The sequence below is a fragment of the Streptomyces sp. NPDC001709 genome, from assembly GCF_053596375.1.
On record NZ_JBSFGB010000076.1, the window covers coordinates 1 to 20,838 of the forward strand.

Here is a 20,838-nt window from a genome sequence, read left to right on the forward strand (position 1 = left end):
ACCCCGCCGGCGCGGCCGCCAACCCCCGGGGCGCCGCCGGGGTGTTCGCTTGCTTCGGGCGCAGCCCGAAGGGACCCGCTCCGCGTGAGCGCAAGCGGCTCGCTGCGCTCCCCGCACAACAAGCCTGCTTCGCAGGCTTGTTGATGCTCCTTCCGCTGCGCTCCAGGAGCACGGCCGGCCCTGCTGGGCCGGTCTATGGCCTCCGCTGCGCTCCAGCCAACTGTGACGCTCCGCGTCACCGGGCGTGCCGCGCGAAGCGCGGCACGCCCGCGGGCCTGACGGCCCGGCAGCTGCAGGGACTGGGCGATGCGGGGGCAAGGGAGGAGTGACGGGCGGTCAAGTCCTCAGGGAAGGGGGATCCCGCGTAGTCGACGGCGAGGAAGTCGTCAAAGACTTCAGTCTGAGTGCGGCCGGCGGGCACGGACCCACGTCACCACCACCAAAGCTGCGGTGACGTACATGACGACGCTAGCGCTGGCCACGGATTCGACGTACTGCTCATAGCCGTTTGCGCGCAGCTGGACCGTGAGGAATCCAAGCGCCGTTGCCAGCATCGCGATCGCGGCGGACAGGGAGGCAAACGGGATTTTCGCCATTGGTTTTCTTCCAAACTGTGAGACGACTGGTCGGTAACGAGTCTACGTGTACACCGTCAACTTCCCCTTTTGCCTGCTCTCAGCAGTCCGCAGGCGGCAGCAGTGTCTCGCGGCTCTCAATGAGTGACTGCGTCCCTGTCACTTTCCCGACGGGTCGCCAGATCCGGCCAAGGAGGGCAGAAGAACTGCCGCTGTCCTCACAATTTTCAGCGACCCAGTGTGCTTCAATTTTTTTGTAGATAAACTCTGGATTCAGAGAAGGTTCCAGGATTGAGGAAGATGTACCGGCTGATCACCACGGCCACTGCAACTGCTCAACACCCGAGCGACCGGCGCAGCACTTGCCTAGGCTGGGGCTGGCCTAGCCCAACGCAGCATGACTAACTGCAGGGTTCCCGCCCCCAACCGGCATGGCGCCTACGCCCAGCCACCATGAGAAGGCAGATCGGAGCCGCTAGGAATGGCAGCAAAGGACCTCCGTCCCCACCAGCGGGAAGCCGTTGACGCGATCCTGCGCCAGCTGGAATTGCCTGCACGATCGACTGTGCCCGAGCGGGGGCTGCGGACTCAGGTGGTCATGGCGACTGGCTCCGGGAAGACGCTCGTCGCCGTGCGAGCCGCGGAGGAGCTGCGGGCGGGCCGGGTACTCGTTCTCGTGCCCTCGCTGGACCTGCTCGCCCAGACCGAGGCCGCCTGGCGCGAGGGAGGCCGCACAGGCCCCATGATCGGAGTCTCGTCCCTGCGCGGGCAGGAGGCAGGCTTCCCGAACACCACGGACGTGGACGAGCTGGTCGCCTGGGTGCGCCCCTTCGACAAGGTGACCGTGTTCGCCACCTACGCCTCGCTGGGACTGGGCACGCTGGAGCGCGCGCACGCCGCCGGCCTTCCAGGGTGGTCGCTGATCGTCGTGGACGAAGCCCACAGGGTTTCGGGCCGGATCGGCAAGCCCTGGGCCGTCGTCCACGACAACACCCGCATCCCCGCCCTGCGCCGCCTCTACATGACCGCCACACCACGGCTGTGGCAACTCGACGAGAACGCCGAGGGGGCGCCTGGCGCGCCAGGCGAGCTGGTCGCCTCGATGGAAGACGACCCGGCCGGCCCGTTCGGCAGCCGCTGCTACACCCTCACGTTGTCCGAGGCCATCGACCGGGGCATCTGCGCCCCGTACCAGGTCGTGTGCCTCGACATCACCGACACCCAGCTCCAGGCCGCCCAACTCCTCGGCATGGAGGGCCGCTCGGACAAGGTGCGCGGGGCACGGCTCGCCGCTCTGCAGGCCGCGCTGGTGAAGGCGTCGGCCGAGGAGAACTTGCGGCGCACACTCGTCTTCCACCACATGGTGAAGGAGGCCGAAGCCTTTGCAGCCGGCCTCCCCGGCGTCGCCGCGCGGCTGCACGCCACCGACCCCGAACTGTACCCGCGCACCATCTGGGCCGACTGGCTGTGCGGCGAACACAAACCGAACCACCGCCGACGCGTCTTGGGCGAGTTCGCCGACCAGATCGCCGCCGACGGCACCGTGGTGGAGAAAAGCTTCCTGGGGTCCGTGAAGGTCCTGGGCGAAGGCGTCGACATTCGAGAATGTGACTCTGTGTACTTCGCGGACGTGCGCGGTTCCATGCCCGACCTCGTCCAGGCCGTCGGCCGCGCCCTGCGCGTGCAGCCCGGTGAGGGGAAGGTCGCCTCGCTGGTCGTACCGGTCCTGCTCGGGGCCGGGGAGACGGTAGACAACATGCTCACCAGCCGGGCGTTCGGCGGCTTGGCCCGGCTTTTGGAGGCGCTCAGGGCGCACGACACCCGCGTCGTGGAAGCACTGGCCCAGCCACAAGCGCCAAGCCGCGTCAAAGGCGTACAGAGCCGCAGCGGGCCCGAAAACGAGGAAGCCGACAGCGACCGAAGCGACCCACTGTCCCTGCCGGCCCGCGCACTGCTGAAATTCAGCACCCCCCGCGACCCCGCACAGCTCGCAGCGTTCATCAACCTGCGCATCCTCAACCCCGAACACGCCCACTGGCGACGCGGCATCGAAGCCGCCACCCTCTACCACCGGCTCCATGGCGACCTGCGCGTACCGTTCACCTACCGCGTCCCCGCCCGCGACGAACAGGAGGTTGGTGCCGAGGAGTGGCCAGCCACACTCGCCCGGTTCCCACTAGGACAATGGATCGCCGACGCCCGCCGCTTCCACGCCCGCGGGAACATGGACACCGACCGCATCGAACAGCTGCAGAAGCTCGGCATGATCTGGTCGCACTACGACGTCGCATGGGAGGAAGGACTCGCCGCCGCACGCGGATGGGCCGCGCAGAACGGGCACCTGCTCGCGCCGACGGACGCCACCCACCAGGGCTACAAGGTCGGCATCTGGCTGAAGAACCAGCGGGCCGCCGCCCGCAAAGCCGCCGAGAACGAACAGCGGCATGCTGAGGGACTGCCCGTGAAGTCAGCAGCCGGGGCGCTGTCGCAGGAACGACGTGAACAACTCGCGGACATCGACCCCGCATGGTGCCCCACCTGGCCCGTGGCATGGCAACGCGCCTTCCACCTCGTTAGGCAGCACCTCGAAACCGGCGGCACACTGCCCATGGAGCCAGGCGACGTCGTGCACCAGGGCGAGGACCTGGGGCGATGGGTACGGGCGCAGCGGCTGGGCTGGGACAAACTCACCACCGTCCAGCAATGGATGTGCCAACACATCCTCGGAATCCAACCCGCCACCGAGAACGAACAGCCGCCCCCGCGCCGGGCACAAGCCGACCGGTGGGCGATGAACTACGCGGCCGCCTGCCAGTACTACCAACGCGAAGGACACCTACGCGTACCCCGCAAACACACCGAGACCATCATCGGCGAAGACCAGCAGGAGCAACACCTCAAGCTCGGAGCATGGATCAACAACCAACGCACCCGAGCCACCACACTCACACCCGAACACATCGAACAACTCTCCGCCATCGCCATGCGCTGGACGTAGCTGCGTACGGACGAGCAAAGGCCGGACAGGGGTAGTCCTGTCCGGCCCCACCCTCGTTGCGTCAGAAGAAAAGTTGGGCGTGTGCCATCCAAGTGGCTGACACGGCCCCATTGATCGGCCGTCTGCCAATTGCCACCATGTTCAAATCGGCTAGCGACTGACATCGGGGGAGTCATGCTCAGTCTTCGAGGAAGGTCGTCTCAGAACACCCGGGCACTCGTCATCGCCTCCAGCGTCCTGTCGACTCTTGCACTGATCCTCGCGACCCCGTTCGTTCTGAACGTGCTTGCGCCGGAGGATCTGGACTGGGGGCGACTGAGCAATGTCAGTCAGACCTACGGTGCGCTATCGGTGTTCTTCTCCGCAGCCGCACTGGCTGGGGTGGCTGCCTCACTGTGGTACCAGGCTCGTCAGACGCAGATAGCCCAGGAAGCCGCGCGACGCGATGCACACCGAGAACTGATCATCCTTGCGCTCGGCGATCCTTCGCTCCTTCCATGCTGGGAACCGCCGGGTACGCCGATGACGGAGACCCGGAGGAAGCAGATCATGTTCACCAACCTCATCGTTACCAACTGGGAGTCGGACTACAGGCTCGGCAACCTCGGCGAGGCTGCGCTTCGGGACATGTTCGACGGCCACTTCCGGGGTGAAATCGCGCGCGAGCACTGGGTGACTGGCGGTCCTGGGTGGCTCGTCTCGGCCGAGCTTTCCGACGACCCAATGCGACGCAAGTTCGTCGAGATCGCTGACGAACGCTACGCCCTCGCCATCGCTGGCGGCCCCGCGGTCGCGACTCCTGACTACTTCCAGACGGCTCCATAGCAAGCCGAGGCTGCTGGAGGGCCGCTGGCTTCAGACCCGGCGCACAGGATCGACGCAGCGACTGCAGCATGGAACTGAACGCATCACCCTTTCGGGTCTGCCACGTCTGCCGGCCAGGGGGCAGGCCAGCGTTTGAGCGCGGCCAGCCACAGGCCGATCGTCATCCTGCCCGCCGGCCACAAACTGCCGGGAGCGGGTCCTCACATGGCCGCTCTGTGCTCGAGACACGTCAGCGCGGCCGCCCGGAACCTCTGCCTGGGCTTCATTCGGCGTCCCCACTCCGACCTCGGACACTGCTGAGTACGACGAAAGCGATCTCGCCTGATGGCCACCCCACTTCGCACCGTTCCCGGCTCTGGCGGCGACCCGCTCACGGAGGCCATCGAGCTGACCAAACGACTCAAACTCCCGCACCTGCGACGTGCATTGGCCGACCTGATCCCCACCGCCAAGGCACAAAGGTGGGACCCGGCCGAAGTCGTGAGAGTCCTGCTGGCCGAGGAGGCCGCCGGACGCGACCGCGCGAACCTCCACACCCGGCGCAAGCGGGCCGGCTTTCCTACCGGGAAGACGTTCGGCGACTGGCTCGAGGGCAAGTCTTCCATCCCCAGGCAGACCCAGGACGCCCTCAAGACCCTCGAATGGGTGGGCCGCCGCGAGAACTTCTGCATCTGCGGGCCCTCGGGCACCGGCAAGTCCCACTTCACCGAGGCCCTCGGCCAGACCGCGGTCGAAGCCGGCCTCTCCGTCACCTGGTTCACCATCGAGGACCTGGGCGCACTGGTCCGCCGTCACCGCGCGGACGACTCCATCGCACGAGCTCTCGCAAAGATCATCCGCTCTGACCTGATCATCGTCGACGACATCGGTCTCCTGCCCGTCTCGCCCGACGCCGCGGAAGGGTTCTACCGCCTGGTCGACGCCGCCTACGAGCGTCGCTCGGTCGCCGTCAGCAGCGACCTCCACCCGTCCGGCTTCGACGAGATCATGCCCAAAACCCTGGCCACCGCCACGGTCGACCGGCTCATGCACCACGCTCACATCGTCGTCACCCAGGGTGACAGCTACCGGCTCACCCCGGCCACGAGCGGGCAGGGGGTGAAGCCTTTCAGCTGATCCACACCGACCCGGGGCGGGGAGCTATCTGGCCGCCAGCGGGGCAAACTCCTGGCCGCCTGCGGGGAGTTCCACATGACCGTTGACAGAGCGGGCGAGGCACAGTGCGGGCGCTGCGGATCACGATGTGGGTGCGGCTCCTGTGGGGGCGATGGGGGGTGCCGGTGCCTTGATTTGCCTCAGCACATTCCTGATCTTGTTCAGTGCCGTGGTGTTGATGAAGCGTTCCGCAAGGACCAGCACATGCTCTCCCGAGGCCAGTCTGCGCAGGTCTGGCTGGCTGGTACGGGCTGTGTAGATGACCAGCGGGACCTGGCCAAGTTGGTGACGGGAGTGCAACCAGTCGATGATGCCGGCTGGCTGGCTACCCGATTCGTGCATCAGATCCATGACCACCAGGTTTGGCAATCTCCGGGCCGCGAGGAGCACCGCCTCGTCGTGGTTGGAGGCACATGCGGCCTCCATACCGCGCTGCGTCAGAACTGAGGCCAGTGCAGCCGCGATCTCTTCGCGTTCCTCGATCAGGAGCACCCGGGGCGGATCCGGCTCGCTGTCGCACGGGGCCACCGCCTGCAGCAGCACCGCTGGGTCGGCTCCGTATGCGGCTTCCCGGGTAGCAACTGCCAGACCGGCCGTTACGAGCGTCGGGATCTTAGCGGCTGTGGCGGCTTGGCTCAGTGCCCGCAGAGCGGTGCGGGTGATCGGGCCGGTCAGTGGATCAACGAAGAGAGCTGCTGGACTCGCTAGCTTCTGTGCCTCTATTTCATCTGTTGAACTGATTTGTGCAGTCCGATAGCCGTCGTCGCTGAGTACCTGTTCGGTGGCGGCGTCCAGGGCCGGCCATACCAGCAAAGTGCGGGTGAGGCCCAGTGGTCTTGGCAACTGGTGTTCAGACGGGTCGGGAGCGCCTTCCGTGGTGGCCGACATGGGGGTGCGCATCACTATCGGAGGCATTGAATGTGCTCCGGGGATATTGAAGTGGACACGTGTGGTCAGGGTGCGCTCGGTTGGAGCCTTGGTCGCTGCAGGCGCCGCTCCTGACTGATGAGCAGCGGCTGCGGGCTTGGGCTCGGTGTCTGCTCGGCCGATGGTCACGCCGTGCTCACGAAGCCAAGGAAGGGGGGTGACCGGCGTTCCGTCACCGGCTCGCACCGTGAGGTGCAGGCTTCCGTTCCGGTGACGGTCCGGGTCTCCGACTGGGTTGGGCGTTCCCACACGGCCCAGGTGTTCACCAGTTCTCACCTGTCCTGACGTTCGTGCTACGGATGACAGGTGGTGGTAGGTGACGTCCGTGCCGTCCTTGAGGGTCAGGATGATGCGATATCCGTCCGTGGACCATTCCGCCCGCGTGATCGTTCCTGTGTGCACGGCCCGGACGGGCGTACCGATCACAGCCTCGAATGCGAGCGCCGTGGGGTCCTGCTCATTGGAGGTGGGGGTGCAGGGCCTTGTGAGCGGGCTCGTGAAGCCGACGAGGGCTTCTGGGTCGTTGGCTTCACGGGGGGCGGTCTCTGGTGTCGGGGCAAGTGGCTGGAGCCCCTTGATGGTTTCGGTGGCCTGCCACAGTGGCTTGGGCGGGTAGGAGGGCCTGCGCCGGGTGAGTGCGCTGGGCACTTCCAGGGTGGAAACGCTGGCGTCGTCGGCCTCGGGGCTCCGGAGCAGGGTCCACCCGTGGAGGCGGACGAGGCCTTGGGCGAGTTGGCTGTGCAGTGGGCTGCCGGCACCTCGCGGTCCTCTGACTTCGAAGCGCACCAGCGCCCCGCCGTTTTCGCTGCCGGAAGGTTCACTGGTTGCGGTGATGCTGACTGCCGTTGGCTCGCGCCGGTTCTTGCGGTCACGGGGCCCGATGGGCAGAGGAGCTGCGCTGCCAGCAATGAGATGGGTCAGTGCTTGTGACAGACGGGCCGGGTCGGCCTCGATGTCCACGGCGGAAGCAGATATGGAGAACCGGACGTCGCAGGCTCCTCCCATGAGGGTCTTCGCGTCGTTGACCGCGGTTGCCACCACGTCATCCAGGGCCACGGTTCGGGGCTGGAGTCGTTCTGGGGCACCGGCGAGACGCTGGTAGTCCATGACGTCGCCCACCAGGGCGTTCAGCCGGGCCTGTTCCACGGCCAGCGCACGCAGCACGGGGCGTGTCGTCTCCGGCTGTCCATCCGTGTCGGCGAGTTCTTCCAGCTTGGCTTGGAGGTCCTTCAGGGATGCGCTAAGGACCTGGTCCATCAGGGTCATGAGCAGCGTGTGCCGCGAGGCGACTGCTGCCAGAGTTTTCAGCGGCTGCCGGACATCGAAGCTCATGATTGCCCCGAGGACCTGGTCCCCGTCGTGAACGGGGGCAGTGACCAGGTCGACCGGGACAGAGCGGCCGTCTTTGGTCCATAAGACGTGTCCTCTTTGGCGGTGCTCCTTTCCCGAGGTCAGGGTCTGGGCTATCAGGGTCTGCTCGTAGGGCAGGGGGGATCCGTCCGCGTGCGAATGCTGCACGAGGGGATGCAGGCTCTGTCCGCCCAGTTCGCTGGCCCGGTAGCCCAGGGTCGCCGCGGCAGCGGGGTTCACCAGGATGACGCGGCCTGCGGCGTCGACGCCGATGATGCCCTCAGAGGCAGTGCGCAGGATCATCTCGGTCTGCCGCTGCTGCCGGACGAGTTCTGTCAGTAGGGCCTGTGTGTCCGCCAGGTCCCGTACGACAACCATCAGCAGGGCGTTGCCGACGTAGTTATTTGCGCTCTCGGCGTCACCGTCAAAGGAGGGTTCGTGGAAGACCCGTCCGTCTGCCAGGTGCGTGGTGTGTACTTCCACCCGCCACTGGGTGGTGTCCGTGCGACGTGCCGTCATGCGTGCAGGCGGATGGTCTTCTTTGGCCTGTTGGTGCGGGCCGGGAGCTAATCGCGGTAGGCGGTCTATGTCGAAGGCGGGAAGCAGCTGGCGCAGTCCCTGCCCGGTCAGGCCTGTGCCGACGGGGTCGAAGGCCTGCCGTGCTGTGCTGTTCGCTGTGACGACCGTGCCGTTGGCGTCGACCAGCAGTAGTGCGTCGGGGAGTCCGTCGAGCAGCGAGGAGAGTACGGGGGCGGAAGCCTTCGGAAGGTCGGTGTCTGCGGGCGTTTCGGTCGCCGTGGCGGTTGACGGCTCCGCGAGTGGATCGATGAAAGCGGAGATCTCCCGCTCGGAGGCCGCCTCGAAGGGCTCTGGCCATCGGCGAGGGTCGGGGCTGCGGCCGTTGGCTGCGCACCACATCCGGGCCACCTTTTCCAGGACCTCTTCGGCGTCGTCCTGGTCAGGAAGCAGGCAGTGCTTCGCGATCAGTTCAGCCAACCACCACTCTGGTCCTCCCAGGCAGCGGCCGCCGAGCTGATGATGAAGAACATCGCCGTTCTGCGGTTTTCTCCCGTTCTTCGGTTTGCTGGTGAGCCGCTTGTCGCCGACATGCTGCACAAACGTCGAACGTGACTGGTGGGCCTGCAGAATGCGCTCCTCCAGCATGACGATCAGCGCGAGCAGGGGCCGGTGGGCGAACTTCTCTCGCAGCTTCTCGACCGACCGCTCAACCCGCTCCCGCTTCTCCCCTCGCTGCCGGCTGAGCCAGGCCGGATCCTGGCGGGACCGGATGAAGAGCTCCACGTTGCTCGGGCGTCCGACGCGGCGTTGCTGAAGGACATCACCTTGTTTCGCATTGTTGCTCACCGGCGCCCCCTCATCCCCGCCGATCATGGTCATGCCGCTTGCCGCAGTCCCCGGACCGCAACAATCACCGGCTTGTTGATTTCCCCGCTGACCTGCTTTGTTGCGCCATTGTGGCGCTGGATTTCACGACCCTACAGGGCCTCAATAGGGGACACCGCCGCATCGCAGCAATTTGGTGCCGCGGAAGTGCGGACCCCGCTGCGGACGATGGCATTGTTGTGCCGCGCGGGGCTCTCACCGTCCGTCAGAACTACGGGAAGGCCCACCTGAGATGTTCGATCAGCTGTCCCAAGGGACGGCGCCCACACGCCGCGCGAAGAGTTCACCGCCCGCTTTCCTCACCCGGTCACGGGAGCGAGTTGTCCGCCGAAGCGGGGGTGGCCTGTGGTGAACAGCCTTCAGACTGCCGAGGCCGACCTCGACGCGGTGCTCGCGGCCGCCAAGGCCGACCTCGGCGTCAAGAAGAACGGCGTGAAGGCAGCGCGCGGACGAGTACGGCAGGTTGCCCGCCAGCGGCGTCGTGGGCGCCGCAGCAAGCTCGTCAGGACCATCGCCCCAGCCGTGAAGCGCACCGCGTTCTACGGCCTCACCGTCATCGGGGTCGTCGCCTTCGGTATCGCCATCGCGCTGATTGTGACGGGCAGCTTCCCTGCTTCGCTCCCTCTGTTCACGACGGCCGGCGCCGCCTGGCGGCTGGCCTACGCCGTTCGTCGGTAACCAGCCGACCGGCTCACATACGACGCGGGTGCCCCAGGCTGACGATGTTGTGCGGCACGGGGCACCCGCCGCTCGGTGAGCGGGCCCTGGTCCCGGCGGATGGGTCAGGACCCGCTCGATCGTACGGCGACGACCGTGACGCCACGAACGAAGAAGGGAGCTCTATGTAGGAAGAGCTCGTGAATTCGATGCTGTGCAAGACGTCCAGGCCGGGCTCGCGGCGGCGGCCGCGCAGGACGAGAGCGAGGCGACGGCGGGCTTCGGCGAGCAGGTGTCTGCGGTGGAAGCGACCCCCGTGGTTCATCACGAACACCGTCGCGGTGACGTCGACGGCCGCCAGCGCTATGTCGACCACAGCCGCGACCCGGGCCGGATCGCCGCCGCTGCGGCACGGGCGTACTCGGGCCACACCCCGCTCTCATATACACATCCGGGATCCCGGCCAGCTGCTCGGGTTTCCGGGCCCTGCAGATGTGACGGTGGGGGCGGGCCCGATACGGGTCTGCCCCCACCGCCGGTTCGGGGTGGTTGGTCAGTTGGTGTGGTCGGTGGTTTTGGACAGCGGTGGGCCGAGGCGGTGGACGGTGGTGACGGTGTCGGTCTGGGTGCGGTTGCCGTGAGCGTCGATGCCGAAGTGGCCGCTTGCGCCGGCGACTGCGTTGTTGCGCAGTGCGTACAGCTCGTTTCTGACGGCGTAGCGGTTGGGCAGGCTGGTCGGGCCGTCGCCGTGGGCGGCGGCGTTGTGCAGAGCGGTTGCGGCGGTGAGGACGGCGTCGTGGGCGACGATGGGCCAGTAGCTGCTGATGAGGAGTTGCGCGTTGAATTGCTGGTTGTGGTGGGGGGAGGTGAAGTCCTTCACGAACGCGTTGTACAGGCCGCTGTCGGGGTTGTCGGAGCTGCGGAACTGTACGGCGTTGGGAAAGGACGCGTACAGGACGGTGATCGGCGCGTCGGGTTCGTGAAGCGCTGCGGTCTTGGGGTCGAGGGCTGCCGCGTCCGATCCGGTGATGACGGTGATGTGCTGGGCGTGGCAGCTGCGTTTGGCCAGCGCGTCCAGGAAGTCGGGCAGGTACTTGACGCGGGCGGCGTAGTAGACGGTGTCGATGGTCTTGCCGGTGTTGCAGAAGTTCTGGCTGATGGTGGGCAGGATGGCGCCGGGCCCGCCGCGCGGGTCGAACCCGAAGTCGGAGGTGGGGTCCAGGTGCTTCTTCAGGCCGGCGATGGTCTGGAAGCCGCGGCGGAGGGACTCGGTGTAGAGGTCGCGGGTGCCATTGGGGGTCACGTCGGTGCTGACCAGGGCCGCGGTGCGCGGGCCGGGGCCGAGTTCCTTGCTGATGGCGGTGAGCTGATCGGTGTTGGACAGGGCGACACGGGCCAGTCCGTTGATCGGCCCCCTGCCGTCGACCGAGCCAGTGGCGTCGAACCCCGTCGCTGTGATCAGGTCGCCGACCATGGGCAGATCGGCCTTGCTCAGCATCCGGGCGGCGTCGACCGTTTCCTGCTGACTCAGCCCCAGGCCGGCCACCGCCACCAGGTGCTCTGCGTCCTTACGGGCCGCCAGCTCGTCGACGGCGTGCTTCCACGCTCGCTCGGAGCTGCCCATCGAGGCCACCAGCAGCCGGATCTTGGGCCTGGTGTTCTCTTTGTTCTGCTCCTCCACGGCGGTGTAGGCGCCCTCGAGTTCGGCCACGTACTGGCCCACGGTCAGGCTGTTCGCGTCCGCCGACGTCAGCGGCGTCAGGAACGCGAACGTCACGTAGTCACCGCCCCGGCTGATATCGCTGTTCTCCGCGCCGATGGCGGTCATGACCGGCTTCAGATCGCTGCCGAAGACAGCCGAGCCGTCACTGCCGTCGGTGACGCCCGTGCACTCCCCGTCCGTCCCGGTCACCAAGTCCGGGTTGAACGTGCCGCAGTGCTGCTCCTTGAAGTGCTCCCGGTCTCGCTCATGCACCTGCCACACCCCGACACCGACAGCGAGAACGAGTAGGGTGCCGGCCACCAGGCCTGCGCGCAGCCGCCTGCGGCCACCGCCCACAAGGCGCGCCCAACGCCCGCCGCGCCCGGGCGGCACGCCCTGCTCGTTCGGCACACCTTGGTCGTCCGTGGCCGCACCCGCGGTGTCGGGGGTGTTTGCCGCCGGGGAGCCGGCGGATGCCGGGGCTTGCGGGGTGTCCACCGCCGAAGAACGGACGGGAACCTCGTCTTCCGGCTGGTCCTCGTCTGCGGGGGCTGCCCGGTTCAGCGCTTTCCACAGCGTCAGCCAGGACTCCTGCTCGGTCTCGCTCAACCCGCAGGCACGCACAAAGCTGACCACGAAGACGAATTGGGGCAGCGCGTCTTTGTTCAGCGTCTGGGAGACCGTGCTGGGATACAGCCTCTTGGGACCACCCTCACTGGCCTTCTCCAGGGCACTGAGGCTGATGCCCCGGCTCTCACGCAGCTGAGTCAGCGCGGAACGGAACTGCTTTTGGTTGTGCACGCGCAGCAGCTCGGGCCACATCACCTGCTCGCCCTGCGCGCCCGGCCGGTCCTTTGGCAGCGTCATCACGCACCTCCGGCAAAACCGACGACCGGTCGCTGTCCGCTCAGCCAAGAGCCGATCTGAACAGCGGCAGCTCCAGCCGCCATGACCAGTCCCACGGCGTCGCAGACGGGCTGTCCGCTGCACACGAGGATGATCACCACCAGCAGGATGATCGTGAAGAGAATGATCCGATGGACCGGCGTGAGGCTCGCGCCGCAAAGCGCGTGCTCCGAAGACACCGCCTGCCGACGGCGCCGGGATCGCGTAACGCGTACTGACACAGTTGTTCCCCTCCCTGGACGCGGCGAAGATCGCCATACAGCACCGCATCGGACGGTTACCGGCCGTGATGCGGTCATCACCCAGTCTCTGCCTTGGCCGCGCCGGAGGAAAACCCTTCAGCCCAATCGGAATCAGCCCGCACAAGCGCCACTCACAAAAGGGATTCCGATTTCCTTTTTCCGCTCGAATACCGAAGGACATGGAAGCACCCCGGCGGCTCAACCGCCCGCATCCGAATCGTTCACCCCGAAGCCAGCCACACGACAGGCTTCCACGGCACCGCCAGGCCTGCCGACATGCCCGCTGACCTGGTACGCCGGTGTTCGGAACGGTTCAAAACGCATCCCGAACGCCGAAGATCTTGCGCACTGGCCACCACGGTGGTGAGCTGAACAAGCGGAACCCCGCCCTCAAAAAAGGCCGTCCCCTCCCCTTCCTGGGCGCGGCACAACACCAGCGGCGGGAAGAGGGGACTCCTGTTACCGGCTGGAGTCCCCTCACCTCACCGCATCCGCCTCCCCACGGAAACTCAACTATTCCGACCCGTAATCGAAATGTCCTTCCACGGGGGCCTACGAAACAGCGGATCCGGCCGAACACCGAGGAGCCGTACCCGACCGACCCAACACCGAGGAACCCAGCACACTGAGGACCTGCACGGTCAACGCCCATGGAGCACGTCCTGGTGCCGTCCCAGACCGATCGGCGGCTCCCTGCTGCCCGGGTCTGTAGGGTGGCGCAGGCCGGAAGCGTTCAGCGGCACCGTCCTGGAGCGCGGGGCGGCAGCGTCATGTGAACGGTCTGCCGCCCGACCTGCCCCGCCTCCGCACCCAGGAGACCTGGCTCGTCCTCAGCCCGGACCGAGTCCGGCAGCAGATCGCGGCGGCCCAGCAGCGGGAGGCAGCGCGGCGAGCAGGCCCGGCCGCCCGCGCCTGACTGGCTGCTGGAGCTCGGCCTCAACCGGGACACGGCCACCGTATAGGAGCACGTCGGCGGCTGCTGGAATGCCGGGTAGGCAGCGAGGGCATCGACCGGTCCACCGCGCCGGGGGCGTTGGCCGAAGGCGTCGCGGCCTGCCCGCACTGCCGGCCGGACACCGAGCTGGGCGGGACTCCTCAACTAGGGCGTTCCCGTTGAGGGACGACCTTCGGTCAGGTCAGACGGGCCCGGAGAATCGATACAGCCTGGTCCAACTGGGTGAAGAGCCCTTGCTGTGTCCCCGGGCAAAACCCCCTGCACGCAAGGCCTGGAGTGACACTCGGCTACCCAAGCCCGGGAGGGGCTACCTGGATGCGATCTGTTACTGACCTCTTCGGATTGTTGTCGGGGTGGTGGCGTGGGGTGATCCCTGCGGTAGGCCGGAGTTATGCGGTACGCGCAGGGTGGAGGCTGACCGCGGAGCGGCGGCTGTTACGCGAGCGGATCCGGTACGAGGCGGGTGAGCGGTTCACTCGCGGTGAGAGAACCGCGGTGATCGCTAAGTGCCTGCGGGTCAGTGAGCGGTCGGTGGAACGCTGGCGTCGCGCCTGGCGGGAGGGCGGAATGACCGCGCTCGCCTCCGCGGGGCCGCCGAAACCGCCCAAGGTGTCCGAGGGCCAGTTCGCCGAGCGGGAGCAAGAGTTGGCGGTGAGCCGGCCGCGCATGGTTGGGAGGACCAGCGGTGGACCCTGGCCCGGATCAGGGTGCTGATCGCCCGGAAGTTCAGGTTGGACTGCTCGTCGGCGGCGGTGTGGCGGCTGCTGCACCGGCACGGCTGGTCCTGGCAGTCGCCGGGCGCTGGAGCGCGACGAGCAGGCGGTGGGCCTGTGGAAGAAGGATGTGCGGCCGCAGGCGGAATGACTGCGGTGGCGCTGGGGGCGTACATCGTCTTCGAGGACGAGGCCGGGTTCTCGATGACACCGCCACGTGCCCGCACCTGGGGCCGGCGTGGGCACACGCCGGTGGTGCGGGTGCGGGGCCGCTCCTGGCGCCGCTGGTCGATCGCGGCGATGTGCTGCTACAAACCGGGCAAGACGTCCCGGCCGATCCACCGGTCGCGACGCCACCGCAAGCACAAGGGCAAGGGACGCGACACCTTCGCCTGGAGCGACTACCGCGACCTGGTCGTCCGCGCCCACATCCAGCTCCAGGCTCCCATCGTGCTGATCTGGGATAATCTCAACACCCACCGGGCTGCCGGGATGCGCGAGTACGCCGCCGCACACAACTGGCTCACCATCATCCAACTGCCCTCGTACGCGCCAGACCTGAACCCGGTCGAGGGTATCTGGCCGCTGTTACGGCGCGGCCCGCCGGCCAACACCGCCTTCACCGACGACGAACACCTCGAACGCACCCTCCGCCGAGGTCTGCGCCACATCCAACTCCGCCCCGACCTGATCGACGGCTGCCTCACCGGCACCGGACTCACACTCACCCACCAGCCGACAACAACCCCAAGAGCTCAGAAGTCGTCCCTGTGAACCGCGTCGGTTGAGACGTCAGCTGGAGCGCTGATCAGCTGCTGGAGGTGGTGAATGAAGTCCGGGTCGTCGAGACGGGAGTCGGTGACACGGTCGCGCACATCGGTCAGGAGCCATTCCACCAGCTCCGCGGTGGCGTGGTACTCGTTGTGGAATCCCAGGCTCAGGTCGGTGATCTCGTACTCGAACAGCACGTCGACCATCAGGTCCGCCAAGTGCGCGTCGGCGGCCGGGGTCCGGGTGGCGGTCCATATGTCCAGCCAGGGGCGCAGGCTGTCGGTGGCGACGGTGATGAGGCCGAGGGTGTCCCTGATGGACACCGGGCTGGGGTGGGTGTGCAACGTGGCCTGCCACCATGCGGTCCAGACGTCGCGAAGAGCGTCGGCCAGGGGCGCGTCCCAGGTGCTCCAGCCCGCCTCGACCAGGCGGGTGGCGATCAGCTCCTCGGAGACGTGGAACTGACCGGCGACAAGGGGGCGGATGATGCGCGGGACGAGACGGCGGTAGAGACGCGGGAAGTCGTCCCAGTGGCTGGGCACCTCTCCGGCGGCCGCGGACACCATGTCGTCGGGTATGAGGTGCAGCGGCCTGGAGAGTTCGGCGAGTCCCTCCTCGCCGTAGCAGTACGTGCAACCTCCGATGGGGAACGGCTCTTCAGAGGCGAAAGCGCGGTCCAGTGCATCGAGGGCTGTCATGAGCTGCTGATGGTATGACATGGCGACCCGCCCGGGGACTCCGTCCGAGTGACCGGCGAAGATCGCAGGCTATCAGGCTGTGCCGGAGCTGATGCTGCGGACTGAACCGTCACTACCCGACTACAACTCGAAATGGCCCTCAGCCGAGTGGAAGAACCTGTTGCTGCCAGCCGCAGGCAGGCTGGAGAAGGTCCACACGAGCAGTTCGTCGGCTGTACCGCAGAGTCTCAGCGCGGTCTCGCGGGCTTCATCCACCTTGATCGTCTTCGACCGGGCCGCTTGCGCGCGTCGCCGACGAGGACGTCGCCGCCGATCTGCGGACGGCTGTCGTTTCATCGCCAAGAGGCCGCCGTCTTGATCTTGCCGGGTACGTAGGTGACGGGAATACCGTCCAGCCGGCTGCCCTGCGCCCTGACCCGGCTGAGTGCGCTCGGCTTGACCTCGATGGTGATGCCGGAGCCGTCGGCGTTGGGCGAGGCGCCGTAGTACACCTCCTTCGAGGCGTCCTTGACGGCGCCCACCGGGAGGATCTTGTCGATCTCCCGGTCCAGGACCTTCCTGCTGTAATCGGCGTGCTGAACGTGTATCAGCGCGGTGTCGATCGCCGGGTGGGCGTGCTTGGCGGAGGCGACCAGCTTCGCGGCTCGGGTGCTGTCGGTGGCGTAGAGGGTGACGAAGCCATGGTCCTCGTCGACGTGCAGGTCGCTGTAGGTATCGGCGAACGCTCCACGACCCTGCTCGCCGAGGGCGTTGGCGACGGCGTTCAGTGGCGCGACCTTCTTGGCGTGCGCAAGGAGCGCGGAGTCGGTGTGGGTCGGATCGCCGGTCGCTGCGTCGGAATCGGCCCCGCATCCGGCAAGGGCCAGCAACAGGACGAGGACGGCGGGCAGCAAGGGGCGACGCATGAGTTCCTCCATGAGGTGTCGAGAGCGGTGCGAGAGGAGAAGGAGAAGCCGGTCATGAGGCGGGCCGTTCATCCGGCCAGGGGGCACGGGCGACGATCAATGAATCGGGGGCTTGAGTGCCGGACGGCACGGCATGCTGGGTGACGAGGACGACAGCCACTTCGTAGCCGCCCTTCCGCACCGAGCTCCAGGTGGTTCCCGCGCAGGGACGGCCCGGCACGGGCGCTAGCCGGGCGCGGTGCGGACGGTCGGGGGTGATGGTCACCTGTTGCGCGGTGTTCTCAGAGGCTGGTCCGGATGGGTCCTGACCGGCCACGACCCGGCCGTCCTTCAGGACGAGAATCCGTGGCTCGCCGGACAGGACCGCTGGGGCGGTCGAGTTCACCTCGTAGGTGACCTGCGGGCCTCCGTTTGGGGCCGTGCGCACATCGGAGATACGTACGCTCACGGCTCCGCGGCCGGTACTCGCCGGAATGCTGGCGCCGCAGGTGTGACGAGGGAGCCCAGGATCTTCGCCACTCGTCGCCGGGGGCTTCCTCCGTAGCGAGCCCATCGGTGTCTTGGTCTCCGGTGTCGAGTCGGACGGCAGCGTGTTCAGCGCCACCGCGGCGGCCACGGCCAGGCCTGCCCCGGCCACGGCGGTGTACCGGACGCCTCTGCGCCGGCGCACCCGGGTCCGCACGCGTTCGGTGTCGATCTCCAGCGGTGGTGTGCGTTGCGCGGCAGCCAGCAGCTGTTCGCGCAGGTCCTCGGGCTTCATGTCTCCAGCCTTTCCTCCGCGACGCGATGTTGCGGTGGCCGCAACTGGGCCCCCAGCCGTGCCAGCGCGTCGCTCAGATGACGCTTGACCGTCCCCTCACCGCAGCCGAGCCGCGCCGCGATGCCCGCGGTGGACATGTCCTCGTAGTAACGGAGCACCACGCACGCCCGCTGCCTCGGCGACAGTCCGCGCATGGCGTCCATGAGGTCGACCCGATGCATGACGTCCGCGCTGTGGTCGGCGACCGGCGCCGAGGACACGAGCCGCGGAAGCGCGCGGATCCAACGGGCGCGGCGCCGGTGCAGGTCCAGGTAGCGGTTGAGCATCGTGCGGCGTACGTATGCCTCCGCCTCCCCCAGTTCCCACGCACGGCGGGGCCGGGAGAAGACCCGTACCAGTGCCTCCTGAACCAGGTCGGCGGCCTCCGCGCGGTCGCCGCACAGCAGGAAGCCGTACCGGTTCAGTTCCGCGCCGCGCTCCTGCGCCAGCCCGGACAGCAGCCTCGACCATTCGGCCACATTCCCTCCGATCCCCTTCATCCGGTATCACGAACAACTCGACCGTCTGATTGGGGCCTTGCGGCCGAAGACCTCAACGAGGCTTCGCGGGCGGTCGCGGGCCGCCCCGCACGGGAGCCGTACGCATGCGCGAGGGACACCACGGGCTCCGGGTGGAAACTCTGCGGTGCCCCCCGCGGTGGTGCCGGGTTACTGGTGAGGGTTCAGCCGTCCGGGGCGGGCAAGACCACCGTGCTGTCCACGCTGGCCGCCCACCGCCGCCCTGATCTCAGAGGCTCTCGAAGCTCACTTTCACCAGCAGGACCCCGGCGGCAACGCCTGACAACCCGTGTGCCGTACATGCCTGACAAGCCCCCAGATATCTGTAAGGCACATACCGATCAGAGCCAGTTCCCATACACGCCTTACACCCCCTGAGCACCCCAGATATCCCCGGCCTGCGCTCCTCGGCAGGTGCGGTTCCAGCCGGGCCCGCTCCACCCCACACGGGACGGAACCATTCACCAGCCAGCCTGTCACGCGACCCCTCGGACAGGCCCTAGTTGCCGAGGTGGCAGCGGGCGGTCAGGCGTCAGGGTCGACTTCGGGGTGCGTGAACCGCACGGGCTTGCCCAGCGACCGGGCGTAGGCGATTTCGGCTCGGGTGCTGTCTCCGATGCAGTCGCCGACTAAAGCGCCTGAGTTCGCGATTACTGAGCGATCGTGGACGCGAACCCAGGCAGGGGTACTGATCGGGCAGGTGCTCATCGTCATCCCTCGAGCAACCGCGCGGTCCGGCCAGGGACTGAGAGTCCGGTGTTTATACCTTGCTCGCGACCACCATATAGTTCTCGGCCTCAAGATCGAACGTGCTCAGTTCCGTCTGGAGTCCGACCCGGTGCAGCTCGACTTCGAGTTCCTCGTACCGGTAGGGCCAGCAGGACAGCAGTTCCGAGCGGACAAGAACCAACCCGGTCGCATCAACTTGCGCGATCGCAATCTCGATGTGGTGCTCCTCCTCCCAATGCGGCGCAATCTCCCAGCGGTAGACCACGACGGCATCGCGACCGTTCCGGCGGACGAGTCGGTCACTGATCTCCAGCCGGGAACCTCTGGCCCTCACGAGTTCCCAAGTGCGGGATGTGAGTACCAAGCGCCCGCCGGGGCGCAGAAGCCGTGACATCGACTCCAGAGCAGCAGCCCTGCCTGTCGCGCCCGTGGCATGGTGAAGCGAGTTGCCAACGCAGAACACCATGTCGAACGTGTTGTCCTGGAAATGGTCGGGCAACTCTTCCCAGTTCGCCCGTACGGCCCGGACGGATGCCCCGAACTCCTCAGACAACTCTGCAGTCCGACGAACCATCGCCTCGCTGGCGTCAGTTGCGACAACCTGAATGCCACGACCGGCGAGGCCAACCGCCAACTGTCCGGTTCCGCACGAACAGTCGAGGACGTGAGCGTTCGACGCCAGGAGATTGAGGACGTCGTCGAACGACGCAGCGAACTCGGCTGGAGGCAACTTTGCATCCGAGATGAGCCATTCGTACACCTCGGCAAGCACGTCATAGCCTGTCACAACCACTACCTCCGTCACGCGGCAGACTCACGGTAGGACGTCAGTCCATCAGCGGAGCAAGCCGGGCACCAATGCTTTTCGCAAGGATGGCTCTGACGGTGTTTGTGGGTTGTCAGTTGTCCGTCTGAGTGGATGTCACCGGACCAAAACAACTCGGTGCAGTGGAGCCCAAAGAACTGCTTATGAACACCCCTGGGTTCCGAGGCGGTGCCGCATGAGATGCACGATCACGCGGCTCACGGCGTGCTCCCACTAGGAATGTCGGTCACGATGTCTCCAAGTGGCTGGGGGATGCATCGTCGCTGTCCGCCGGGTCGGGTTGGAAGAAGCGGATGTAGCGCAGACCGGTCTCCGGGGTGATGTTGAACATCACGCACAGGTGTTGCGGGTCGGCGCCGGTGACGGCGGCCTCTTCGAGAATCCGGTCCTCACGGAGTCGCTGGACGGTGACCGGAAGGCCGCGCAGCACGACCCGCATCCAGCCGATGGTGACCGCTGCGCGGGAGTACGCGGTCTGCGAGCTGATGAACAGGTGAGAGTTACGGGTGTTCGGCCAGCGTTCGCGCCGCAGCTCCATGTAGTCGGCGGCGGCCTGTCGGGTGAAGGCCTCGAGTGGGTGGTCGATATCGCCCTGCGCGAACCGGCCGCGGACGAAGTCGATGGCGGACACGGGCAGTGCTCGGGCTTGGTGGGGGTAGAGCGCATGGATGCCGATGAGGGCGATCAGCAGCTTCAGGGCGGGGTCGGTGGCCGCAGCCTCGGCCATGGACTGGATCGCTTCTGGGCTCAGTGGCTTCGGCACCGTGCCCGGCCTGGCGCCGAGGCTCACGCCGCGGGCGGGATTGGTGAACAACAGCCGCTGGCTCTTGAGGGTCTTGAACATGCTGCGTAGCGCGACGGCCTCGTTGTGGGGTGCTGGGCACTGGGCGAGCCACTCGGCGAGATCGCCGCGGGTGACCTGGCGGAGGGTGCAGTAGCGCTCCGAGCAGGCGAGGAGGAAGGGGATCGCCGAGGAGAGCTGGTTGCGGACGGTGGCGGGTGAGCGGGGGCGGCGGCGTGGCCCGCCGTGTCGCACGATGTTGATCCACACCAGGGCTTCTTCACCGATCTTCGGGTGCACGCGGCTTACGAGTTGGTGCGTGATAGTGGGTGAGGTGTGTTTGCCTTGCTCACAGCCGTCTTCAGATGTTGGCCGTGCGGTCGGAGACGAGGCCGGCGATGG

Annotated in this window: 16 protein-coding genes and 1 pseudogene; 7 read left to right on the top strand and 10 right to left on the bottom strand. The window is 67.0% G+C overall.

Annotated elements, in window-relative coordinates:
* Positions 1-395: 395 nt before the first annotated feature.
* Entirely contained in the window at positions 396-596 is a 201-nt protein-coding gene (locus ACWC0C_RS45985) for an SCO3870 family protein (RefSeq protein WP_450870992.1), read from the bottom strand.
* A 460-nt stretch (positions 597-1,056) separates the two neighbouring features.
* Here ACWC0C_RS45985 and ACWC0C_RS45990 point away from each other — a divergent pair, with 460 nt between their 5' ends.
* The 3 genes from ACWC0C_RS45990 (at position 1,057) to istB (ending at position 5,514) form a co-directional block, all read left to right on the top strand.
* Complete coding sequence (locus ACWC0C_RS45990; RefSeq protein ID WP_450870993.1) at positions 1,057-3,573, top strand: Helicase associated domain protein; 2,517 nt, start codon at positions 1,057-1,059, stop codon at positions 3,571-3,573.
* A 174-nt stretch (positions 3,574-3,747) separates the two neighbouring features.
* Positions 3,748-4,398: a DUF6082 family protein gene (locus ACWC0C_RS45995; protein ID WP_450870995.1), complete on the top strand. Its 651-nt coding sequence runs from the start codon at positions 3,748-3,750 to the stop codon at positions 4,396-4,398.
* Positions 4,399-4,722: 324 nt separating this feature from the next.
* On the top strand, positions 4,723-5,514 hold the full coding sequence (istB, locus tag ACWC0C_RS46000; protein ID WP_450870996.1) for an IS21-like element helper ATPase IstB: 792 nt from the start codon (positions 4,723-4,725) through the stop codon (positions 5,512-5,514).
* A gap of 120 nt (positions 5,515-5,634) precedes the next feature.
* Here istB and ACWC0C_RS46005 read toward each other — a convergent pair whose 3' ends face one another.
* Positions 5,635-9,228, bottom strand: coding sequence for a PAS domain-containing protein (locus ACWC0C_RS46005; protein ID WP_450870997.1), 3,594 nt, complete (start codon positions 9,226-9,228; stop codon positions 5,635-5,637).
* A 354-nt stretch (positions 9,229-9,582) separates the two neighbouring features.
* On the opposite strand from ACWC0C_RS46005, the gene ACWC0C_RS46010 reads away from it, so the two are divergent.
* Entirely contained in the window at positions 9,583-9,912 is a 330-nt protein-coding gene (locus ACWC0C_RS46010; RefSeq protein ID WP_450870998.1) for a hypothetical protein, read from the top strand.
* Positions 9,913-10,444: 532 nt separating this feature from the next.
* On the opposite strand, the gene ACWC0C_RS46015 is transcribed toward ACWC0C_RS46010, so the two are convergent.
* Both ACWC0C_RS46015 and ACWC0C_RS46020 read right to left on the bottom strand, forming a co-directional pair.
* Positions 10,445-12,460: a hypothetical protein gene (locus tag ACWC0C_RS46015; protein ID WP_450871000.1), complete on the bottom strand. Its 2,016-nt coding sequence runs from the start codon at positions 12,458-12,460 to the stop codon at positions 10,445-10,447.
* On the bottom strand, positions 12,460-12,678 hold the full coding sequence (locus ACWC0C_RS46020; RefSeq protein ID WP_450871002.1) for a hypothetical protein: 219 nt from the start codon (positions 12,676-12,678) through the stop codon (positions 12,460-12,462). The genes ACWC0C_RS46015 and ACWC0C_RS46020 overlap by 1 nt, the downstream gene beginning before the upstream one ends.
* Before the next feature lie 835 nt (positions 12,679-13,513).
* On the opposite strand from ACWC0C_RS46020, the gene ACWC0C_RS46025 reads away from it, so the two are divergent.
* The 3 genes and pseudogenes from ACWC0C_RS46025 (at position 13,514) to ACWC0C_RS46035 (ending at position 15,183) form a co-directional block, all read left to right on the top strand.
* Entirely contained in the window at positions 13,514-13,657 is a 144-nt protein-coding gene (locus ACWC0C_RS46025) for a hypothetical protein (RefSeq protein ID WP_450871004.1), read from the top strand.
* A gap of 117 nt (positions 13,658-13,774) precedes the next feature.
* Entirely contained in the window at positions 13,775-13,858 is an 84-nt protein-coding gene (locus ACWC0C_RS46030; RefSeq protein ID WP_449202007.1) for a DUF6233 domain-containing protein, read from the top strand.
* 229 nt (positions 13,859-14,087) lie between these two features.
* Positions 14,088-15,183: pseudogene (locus ACWC0C_RS46035) on the top strand (IS630 family transposase).
* On the opposite strand, the gene ACWC0C_RS46040 reads toward ACWC0C_RS46035, so the two are convergent.
* From ACWC0C_RS46040 to ACWC0C_RS46065, 6 genes are all read right to left on the bottom strand, one after another.
* A complete protein-coding gene (locus ACWC0C_RS46040; protein ID WP_450871005.1) occupies positions 15,165-15,899 on the bottom strand; it encodes a hypothetical protein in 735 nt (244 codons plus the stop codon). The pseudogene ACWC0C_RS46035 and the gene ACWC0C_RS46040 overlap by 19 nt on opposite strands.
* Positions 15,900-16,210: 311 nt before the next feature.
* Positions 16,211-16,783 (bottom strand): hypothetical protein, encoded by a 573-nt coding sequence (locus ACWC0C_RS46045; RefSeq protein WP_450871007.1) that lies wholly within the window; start codon positions 16,781-16,783, stop codon positions 16,211-16,213.
* A 52-nt stretch (positions 16,784-16,835) separates the two neighbouring features.
* The gene (locus ACWC0C_RS46050; RefSeq protein ID WP_450871009.1) at positions 16,836-17,543 is read right to left on the bottom strand and encodes a hypothetical protein; all 708 of its coding nucleotides are present in this window, start codon (positions 17,541-17,543) and stop codon (positions 16,836-16,838) included.
* Complete coding sequence (locus ACWC0C_RS46055) at positions 17,540-18,061, bottom strand: sigma-70 family RNA polymerase sigma factor (RefSeq protein WP_450871011.1); 522 nt, start codon at positions 18,059-18,061, stop codon at positions 17,540-17,542. Before ACWC0C_RS46055 ends, ACWC0C_RS46050 begins: the two co-directional genes overlap by 4 nt.
* A gap of 799 nt (positions 18,062-18,860) precedes the next feature.
* Positions 18,861-19,616: a class I SAM-dependent methyltransferase gene (locus ACWC0C_RS46060; protein ID WP_450871014.1), complete on the bottom strand. Its 756-nt coding sequence runs from the start codon at positions 19,614-19,616 to the stop codon at positions 18,861-18,863.
* Positions 19,617-19,881: 265 nt separating this feature from the next.
* A complete protein-coding gene (locus ACWC0C_RS46065) occupies positions 19,882-20,736 on the bottom strand; it encodes a hypothetical protein (protein ID WP_450871012.1) in 855 nt (284 codons plus the stop codon).
* Positions 20,737-20,838 lie beyond the last annotated feature (102 nt).

Coding starts and splice junctions, on each gene's coding strand:
- ACWC0C_RS46005 (WP_450870997.1), bottom strand. CDS start 9,228: ATGACCATGATCGGCGGGGATGAGGGGGCGCCGGTGAGCAACAATGCG.
- ACWC0C_RS46050 (WP_450871009.1), bottom strand. CDS start 17,543: ATGAAGCCCGAGGACCTGCGCGAACAGCTGCTGGCTGCCGCGCAACGC.
- ACWC0C_RS45985 (WP_450870992.1), bottom strand. CDS start 596: ATGGCGAAAATCCCGTTTGCCTCCCTGTCCGCCGCGATCGCGATGCTG.
- ACWC0C_RS46015 (WP_450871000.1), bottom strand. CDS start 12,460: ATGACGCTGCCAAAGGACCGGCCGGGCGCGCAGGGCGAGCAGGTGATG.
- ACWC0C_RS46040 (WP_450871005.1), bottom strand. CDS start 15,899: ATGTCATACCATCAGCAGCTCATGACAGCCCTCGATGCACTGGACCGC.
- ACWC0C_RS46045 (WP_450871007.1), bottom strand. CDS start 16,783: ATGCGTCGCCCCTTGCTGCCCGCCGTCCTCGTCCTGTTGCTGGCCCTT.
- ACWC0C_RS45990 (WP_450870993.1), top strand. CDS start 1,057: ATGGCAGCAAAGGACCTCCGTCCCCACCAGCGGGAAGCCGTTGACGCG.
- ACWC0C_RS45995 (WP_450870995.1), top strand. CDS start 3,748: ATGCTCAGTCTTCGAGGAAGGTCGTCTCAGAACACCCGGGCACTCGTC.
- istB (WP_450870996.1), top strand. CDS start 4,723: ATGGCCACCCCACTTCGCACCGTTCCCGGCTCTGGCGGCGACCCGCTC.